This window comes from Sulfuricurvum sp. RIFCSPLOWO2_12_FULL_43_24 (genome assembly GCF_001829605.1).
In the GTDB taxonomy this organism is placed as follows: domain Bacteria; phylum Campylobacterota; class Campylobacteria; order Campylobacterales; family Sulfurimonadaceae; genus Sulfuricurvum.
The window spans coordinates 1-8,831 of record NZ_MIBT01000069.1; the positions used below are offsets into that span (position 1 = coordinate 1).

At 40.0% G+C, this 8,831-nt stretch carries 6 protein-coding genes; all 6 read right to left on the reverse strand.

Annotation, left to right across the window (positions count from 1 at the left end; translation table 11 throughout):
- Positions 1-81: 81 nt before the first annotated feature.
- A complete protein-coding gene (locus tag A3G19_RS06835) occupies positions 82-2,463 on the reverse strand; it encodes a radical SAM protein (RefSeq protein WP_294871493.1) in 2,382 nt (793 codons plus the stop codon).
- Positions 2,457-3,335: an SDR family oxidoreductase gene (locus A3G19_RS06840; protein ID WP_294871496.1), complete on the reverse strand. Its 879-nt coding sequence runs from the start codon at positions 3,333-3,335 to the stop codon at positions 2,457-2,459. The genes A3G19_RS06835 and A3G19_RS06840 overlap by 7 nt, the downstream gene beginning before the upstream one ends.
- Entirely contained in the window at positions 3,310-4,299 is a 990-nt protein-coding gene (locus tag A3G19_RS06845; protein ID WP_294871500.1) for a hypothetical protein, read from the reverse strand. Before A3G19_RS06845 ends, A3G19_RS06840 begins: the two co-directional genes overlap by 26 nt.
- 64 nt (positions 4,300-4,363) lie before the next feature.
- Positions 4,364-6,388 (reverse strand): glycosyltransferase family 4 protein, encoded by a 2,025-nt coding sequence (locus A3G19_RS06850; RefSeq protein ID WP_294871503.1) that lies wholly within the window; start codon positions 6,386-6,388, stop codon positions 4,364-4,366.
- Positions 6,389-6,404: 16 nt separating this feature from the next.
- Positions 6,405-8,255, reverse strand: a complete 1,851-nt coding sequence (locus A3G19_RS06855) for a 6-hydroxymethylpterin diphosphokinase MptE-like protein (protein ID WP_294871504.1) — start codon at positions 8,253-8,255, stop codon at positions 6,405-6,407.
- 106 nt (positions 8,256-8,361) lie between these two features.
- Positions 8,362-8,831, reverse strand: a 470-nt coding sequence (locus A3G19_RS06860; protein ID WP_294871507.1) for a flagellin, incomplete at its 5' end; no start/stop codon positions are given.

Sequence of the window (8,831 nt, forward strand, 5' to 3'; positions counted from 1 at the left end):
AAGGGGGTGAAACAATTTGGCAAGATGCAGCTTGTTGCCCGTCGGAATGCTTTTTAAGCTTGTGCAATATTTCCATTTTAATTAGCCATTACTGCCTGTATGATTATTCTGTAACTGTTCCATATGCCTTTTAGCTGCCCATTTTGCGTATTCGCCAAATTGAACTCCCGCATCAAAAAGTGCATCACATACCTTCTGATACCGCTCCAATCGAATATGATTATCGATATATGGGGTTTCACTGTACCATAAATCAGCAGGGATCATTTTGGGATATTTGGCATAGATACTCTCTTTGTCGCCTCTAAAGTGTATACCAAACTGCTCCGGATTTTCATAATAAAGACTGCCCGCTGCAAGCATTAGCGTATTTATATTTTCCATCATATCAATATAGGGCTTATTTTCTATTACAAATGCAATCGACTCATCTATATCCTCATCGGTTTCGTTTGGCACTCCAAGAACCATATTGGTGGTGACGCGTATCCCTGAAGCATGCGCATCTCTTAGATTTTGTGTCACCGTTTTTTTCGGGTACCCTTTTTTCTGAAGCCTTAACGTATTTTTAGACCATCCGTCCACACCGAATCGCAAATGAACGAAACCACCCGCTTTTAACAACTGAAAATATTCCAATGTACTCTCAGGATGAATGCGAAGCTGCCCGACAAGTCTGATCTTCAAATCTCTTTTAATAATTTCTTTGCATATATTTCCCAATGCTGTAGGATCGCCATTGAGATCACTTTCATTAAAATGGAACAAATCACACCCTTCATTATAGAGCCATTCGAATTGATCCGCCATATAGATTGCTGAGTTGTTACGCCAGCTAAAGCACTCCGCACAAAAAGTACATTTGGACCATCGGCACCCTCTGGAAGCTGCTATCGGCATTAATTGATAGCCGTTGTAGTTTCGATAGATGCCTACACCGTACCATTGATATTTTGGGAAATCAATCTCATCCAAATTCAATAACAACGGGGCGGGAGTCCACACAAAATTTTCATCGTCATATCGGGAAATCACTCCCTCCAAATTTTTTGGCGTTTCACCGTTTAAAATCTTTTTTACAACATCGGGCATTGTCATATCGGCTTCACCTATAAAAACATAGTCGTAGCACTCTTCAGCCAGTACATTCTTAGCCAATGTGTGATTTGCACAGTCATAACCACCCGCCAAAACCATAATTTCAGGTTTTAGCGCTTTTACTCTGGTCAAAATCTCATTGGCCATTATTTGGTTGGTGTGATGAAGTGATATCCCAACTATTTTCGGGCTTGCCTCTATCAGTTTTTGGATTATCTCTTCTATTTCATCTCGAAAATACTCTATAAATTCCAGCTTTTCCCATTCATCCGCACTCTCCATGTCCCAAGGATCTTCCTTGACTTCATATCCTTGTCGCGTACATAAATGTTCCATTCCGTCCATAATGCGCTTCGTATGGAATCGATGATAAAAAACAATATCAAAATCGGCAGTTTGATGTTTGATATCCAATGTGGATAACAGATTGTGAACATACCCCAGTCCATTCGGTGCCATCGCCATATAACGGGCAGGTAAATCTAGGAGTAAAAAGTCTAAATCGTGTTCAAACGATATACTTGGAATAACGACCGGATAAATTACATTTTGGTCATAAATTTGCCACACTTTTCGCGGTAGGCTTCTCCAATTTTCATTCTCCAATATAGCAAGAGTTACTGCATTTGGATACTCTTCCAGCAATGTCTGTATCCGTAAAAATTCGGTTTCAAGGATTAAAACCGTACTCGTCTCGTCTCCGGCAAAGAGATCCGTAAGTCTCGGTTCTAATGATTGCAGATAGGCTTTCAGCTCTTGGTTGCCAACCGTATGCATTGCTTTATCATTGAGTATATCGGCAAGCATAGAAGCCAATCGGGCATCCTGATCGCTTCCATCGTAAGAAAACGCTTTATGGATACAGAAACGGACACTTTTCCCTGCAGGGATATGAAAATCCGTATATACCTCTTCTACCCGCTTTCTCAATGCTTTGGGAGAAAGTCCGACCAAATCAAAATCATACAAACTTTTCAGTGTCTCAATTTTTATACTTTTACCGCTTTTTTGAAGATTATTGATGAGTTTTTCGACTAAATGAGTTTGATGTATACAAATAAAAACAGCTTCTATATCTCTAGGGAGTTCTTGTAAGGGTATTACTTTTTTATCGTGGATTACTGTGCCCCATAACGCTTCTTTATCATCTACGATAACTTCTATCCCTTCCATAAATCCGGGTGAATAACGTAAAAAATAATTAAGCAGCTGACCGGCTCCGTACAGTGCTACTTTTTTATAGTTTTTTAGATGCTGTTCGATAGATTTTATTACTACCCTATCATTATCATTTTCTTTAATGTCAAAAGTGAAGACACCTTCATAGACAAAAGCCAACTCTTTTTTTGTATCATCTTCTAGCATAGTTCCCTCGCAAATAATGATTTTTCATAGGGATTTGCTTCCAAAAATCCCAAATGCCTTCCGTCTCTATGAAAGTATCTTCCGTTGGGTCCATCTTCTCCGTGTGATAGCAATGCAAGTGTCATTGCACAAACTGTATATGGGCTATGTGGACTTTTCGTATTCATCTCAGTTTTTGCTTCCCATGGATCTAGAATATTAAACTGTATATCAATAGCGGGGTGGTTTTGAGCATATTCCGCAGCCATGGAACCGCATGCCGCATTAAGGGTAGCTTTTGAAAGATTATACAGCCCGATTCCCGGTGTAAATGCCCATCCTGCCCCGGATGAAAACCATATGGACTTTGCAAAACCACTTTTTTGCATAAGGGGAAATGCCTCTTGGAGGATAAGCCAATGCGATTTTACATTAACAAATAATATTTTGTCCCATTGCTCTGAGCTTGAATGCTCAAACCCATTTTGATGCGCGGGGGAAAGAGCTGAACACCCGATCATTCCGTCTAATCGATCGCTTTTTTGGGTGATCTGAAAAACTATTTTTTTGATATCCTCTTCTTTTGTCATATCAGCATCGAAAGGATACATATTATCCGTATTGATACCGTATAGGGCGGCTTCATTGATACTCTCAACTAATTTTTCGATGCGTCTTCCGACCATATAGACACTGGCTCCGGCAGCGGCCAAGGATACTGATATCGCACGGCCATACCCCGTACCGGCTCCCGTTACCAAAAATACTTTATCCTTTAGTGTCTCCCATCTGTTTTGATAAGGCAATCCGAATCGGTGTTTTTGAAAACCTGAGGGGTCGCTAATCTGCACTATCTCTTTAGTCACATTAAGCCCTTTCATCGGTAATTCCATAGCTGTATTCCACTAAAAAGATATTTTCAAGCCCCCATTCTTGTGTATTGTAATTTAGCTCTCTTGCTCCATTGGCCATCTCTTTTATAATGTTCGTATATTCATCTTTTGACAAAATACCGATTCCTTTAGTTTCAATCTCACTTTGTTCTCCGCTCATTTCAGAGGCTTTTTTAGCCAGTGCATAATACTCATCTTTTAGTGCCATCACCTCTTCACCCAATTGTGCGTATAGCGCACGAAAGTTTCTTAAGACATGGGTATATACCGGTTTTAGCCATCGTGCCGGATGATCTATATGATAAAAAGGCTCTTTTAGCACCTTCTCTTTTGCCCCATACAACCATGCCATATAGCTCAAAATCGTATCAGCGTGTGTCCCTATGAGGTCTATTTCAGGATATCCGCACAACTCAGTCCAAACATCTCTATGCAACAGCTGAAAATCGCCGCAATTATTGGTATGAAGCGCCGGCAAATCGGTATCCTCAAAAGTTCCCGGATTGGTATTAAAATGGATATCTATAATATTGTTTCTGCACGACTCCATAAGTTTATCAACATCCTGAACATAGGCGCTAACACATCGGGAAACATCGATTCGGCTTGTCCGGTAGGAGATGTTTCGCTCCAGAGTTCTTTGTGCGAAAAAAGCAATCATATCCGCAGAAAAAACAACATCAACCCCCGTAGAAAGGATAAACTCACCCCTCGCACGTCTGATACCTGCATTTCGGGCAACCATATTGTTCATAGGCATTTTATCACTCTGTGGGTAAGAGGAATGAACCGAGTTTGGGACTTCAATAAAACGGACAGAGACAAACTTTCTGCTTCCATTGAGTTGTAAAATGTCTTTTAATAACGGTTTGTCGGCCGGTGGGTTGTAATCCACCATAATGATCTCTGACTCCAGTTCATACCGCTCCAAAAGCTCTATGGTAGAGTATAAAGAGGTTGACATTCTGTCGAATAAATGACCTCCGTGATCATCATTTCTAGAGTATTGTACTATTGAAATATAAGGGCTATTCAAAACCGATTACCTCCAAAAATTCTTTATACGAAACCATTTCCGGCGTATACGTTTTAAAAACATTTTTGACCATCTGCCGACAGTTAGGATGCTTGATGAAATAATCGACAATACCTATATAGGCATCCGTATTTAAAGAGGCGAAAGAGATTACCTGATGGATAAAGCCTTCGTTACTTAGCCATTCCTCATCCAGCTTCTCCAATTGATAGTTCACTTGTTTGAGTAAAATATCGTTTTCTACACTACGCAGGTCCGGTGGCCCTTTTTCACTTTCGATATGCAATGTCACAACACAACAACCGGCCATCTGAGCTTCTCTAACACTTTCTCCCCCATGATGCGGAAAAGTATCTAGATAGATATCTAAAACATTTGCGTATATTTTTGCCTCGACAAAACCAACAAAAATAAATCGATCCTCTATCCCTAGAGCTTCAACTTTTCGCTTGATCGACTCTGTACTTCCGGAACCGCAAGCCAAATAGACTGCATTTGAGTTTTTTTGTAACAATTTTGCAACAGATTCTAAATATTCCAAACTATCTACTTTGACTAGCCTGCCTATACTGCCGAGGATTACTGTATCTTTGCCGTATTGACTACGTATAGTTTCAGCCTCTGAAATCACCTGTTGGGCTTTGTACTGTGAATAATCTCGTTGCACTGAAAAATGAGAAAATGTAAAACATTCCTCCGGAACAGTACAATGCGTTATTCTTCTGTCGATATTCTGGACATCATATTCAAAATTCCCATGGCTCCAAAAAATTTGCTTTGATGATGATCGAGTAGAAAATAAAAAACTCACTTCCGGAAAGTTATTGGTTGCCGCGATCATGATATCAGTTCCCTCCCGCTGCATATCCTCTCTCACGGCCAAAGCACGCAAGAGATGACTTTGATACGTTGAGCTATAATCAAGTGTTTCGGTAGCACTCTCCGTAACAATAATCCCAAGCTCTCGAAGCTCTTTAATCAATGTTTGATCATCCAAACTTTTTTCCACGATAGAAAGGGTATAAATCGTTATCGTATACGCTTTCGTAAATTCTTCATTGTTGAGTAATTGACGCAATAATGAAAGCTCCACATTCGAAGGAGAATTACGGACAATCCGATCTTTGATTAAAGCAATTTTGGTCTTTTCTTTATGATTCGCGAATTTTGGTTTTTCTAAGCCGGCACATTCTCCCCATTGACGGTAATACTCCGATCCCCTAATCTCTACTTCATCGTTAAATTGATGAAATTCTTTTTGCGTCTGCGCACTATTCATATACAGATGACTCATTAAAAAATGAAGATGCATCACTGTCTCAATTGCATTATTGTCACTGAGATAAAAGTGGAAAAGATCTAAGAGTTTAGGATAAATCATAGTTTTCCATCCGTTATGATTCATAAACCCGTCAATATGCCAAAAAAATCGCAACATCCAGACCATTGCACTATGGCGCTGGTGAAGCGAACGACTTATAAAGTTTTCCTTTTCCAATCCGTAAGCCAATATTTCAGAAACTTCCTCAAATACGATTCGCTGAGATATTAAAAAACTTTTTAACATCTCACCATTCTTATTCATCGAATCGTAAGATACCCCATCAAAATATAGATGTTCCGAAAGAAAAACCAAAAGCCCCCGTTTTCCATCACCATTTAAAAAAGAGAGGACAAAAATGAGATGAGCAAATATAAACTTTTCTTTTTGATCCTCTCTGTATTCTAGGTACGTTTTTTCTAAAAGGTGTATGAGGTTCTGTGTCTCTTGATCACATTGAAGGTTCGCCTCACGAAACAAGAAATAGAGATTAATATAGTTATTATCGATCAACTTCCCCTGCTTGATAAACCCGACAATCTTTTCTCGTACAAGCGCTAAGAACTCCAAATAATGATCAGATGAAATGCTGCCAAATCCTTCTTCATTCCATTGCGTATACAAGACCGGAATAGCTCGTTCCATTACCGCTTCGAAATCACTCATAGATAATGGTGATTTTAAAATATCAATCAACGTATCGATATAATTCTCATTCATTATAATGAGATCCTTGACGTTCCATCGCTACTAAAATGGCATCAATACAACCGGCCAGTGAAAAAAGCCACTCTTTATACAAAGGGATAAGCTCCAATATCTTATCTCTTTGCTCAGACTCACTCGAAGCATACCGCACTTCAATCTCGCAAATCACCATTTCCTGATGAAATAGCAGTGCCTGAGTGGCATCAAATAGTAATTGGGCTAATACTTTATCATGTACCTTGGTATAAAACTTCATAATGGATTGTAACAGCTCATTTCCATCGATACTATCGTTTTGTTCACAAAATTGAGCCACTTGAATAAATAACGATTCTGCCTCTCTTTTTGCTTCGGTTATTGTTTTGATGATAAACGCTTTTTTGGCTTCAATACGACGAAGCACTGTTTTCAAATCACTTTTTTTTACTTTTTCCAAAACAATAGGCTTTTTACACATATCCTTCTGAACATATCGCTCAATCACTTCTCGAAACGGCATCTCAATAGCTCCCGCTATACGTGCGCCCCCTTCTGTTGCATTGATCGTTTCCATTCGAGCCGCTGTTTCTCGTATATCGGTCTCAAAAAAACTCCGGAACCAGTTCCAAACGGCGCTCGTTCGAATCATCCCCTCTCCGCCATAGCGTACTACATCTACATCACTCGCTTTGGCTTTCACTTCATCTGCACCTAAAACGTGTCCTTGTGCATGGGATAATCCGCCATCACTGTAGGCCAAATCTTGTCCTATCAGCACACATCGTTCAAATCGGCTATGGTATATCAGCTCATACGCCTTATTGGCCGCACTCATACCGATACCGATATAGCCCCACTGATCCAGTTCAAAGGCTTGCATGAATCCAAAAGGACGCATACTCATCTGAATCACTCCCCCTTTAATGCTCCGAAGCAGTTCCGGGTGTTGCAATGAACTCAAAGAGAAAACAACCCCATCATAAAATTCTGCGGGGGTATTTTTAAAAAATGTACTGCTTAATGCAATCCGCTCCATAGAGACAACAATATCCGGTTTAATACCATAAGCACTCAGTACCGGAAAACTAGCATCCACCGCTACAATAGTGACATAAGGAGCAACCTCTTTAAGTAACGGCAATTGTTTATTAAGCGAAGGTCCTGTCGAAACTAAAACAGCCATATTCGTATTTTTGGCTTTTTTAAACAGCTCATATAAGGTCGGCGTCTGTACCATCAAATCGAGATTCATAAAATGGTGTTCCATCCCGATCAAAGTATCGGTTACATCATTTCCTACGGTTGTGATGACATGACGAAGAGCTTGAACAAATAGTTGATTTATTTCCTGGATACGTTGAGCAAACCGCTCATAGTAGGGAAGGTTTACATGCATATCATACACGCGTGCATAACGTTTCACATCGTTATCACCGAATAATCCGACTATCCCGGCAAACGAAAGCGATGTATCCGACAAGATCACCAATCGCCCGGATTGAATGGCTTGAGAAAAATCAATGAAATGCAATACGATCCATAAAACTTCAACCTCAGGCTCGACCACTACAACCCGTTTTCTTATAGAGCTGTCTAATAAGGATGCAATTAACACCCCATTACCCATACCGAACAGATACAGATACGGATACTGACTCCACTGTTGGAATTCCACTATCTGAGTATTCGTTTGCTCACTGGCTTTAGCGCTGTAAAGTGGGGTAAAATCACTTAAATTAATTAAATTAAGCGTTGATGGGTCATTCCCATCCATATGGATATGAAACATTTCATCGGTTTGTATGGTTGATAGACGTTGATATAAAAGTGGATTTTTAAAACGAAGCGCATCCAAGTTATGTTCTAAAATAGACACTATAGTCCCTTCCAAAAGAGGTTATTGATAGTTAGAGCAACAATCATTCCATGAAAATACAAGAGGATAGAAGAAAGACCGCGAATGCGGTCTTAAAAAAGTGTTTTTATTGAAGTAGTTTTAATACGTTTTGCTGAACAGCGTTTGCTTGACTCATTGCATAACTTCCCGATTGTGCAAGGATGTTTGCTTTAGAGAAGTTAGCAGACTCTGCCGCGAAATCGACGTCACGAATTTGTGATTCTGCCGCTTTAACGTTAACTTGCGTTACGCTGATATTGTTGATCGTTGAAACCATTTGGTTTTGTGCCGAACCGATATCGGAACGGATTTTATCCAATGTTCTTGAAGCAGACTCAGCAATACTCATCATTGATTGCGCTCCGGTGAAGGTTGTTACACCCGCTGTCATTGTTTGACCCGCACCCAAAGAATTCGCATTTGCGTATGCACCCATTGCAAGAGCATCTGCCGCTGAAATCTCACTCATCATATCACGTAAACCGATACTTGCAACGGTTGTAAGAGTCGACAACCCGGTAGTACCCGATCCTGCAAGCGTCATATTAATATCCG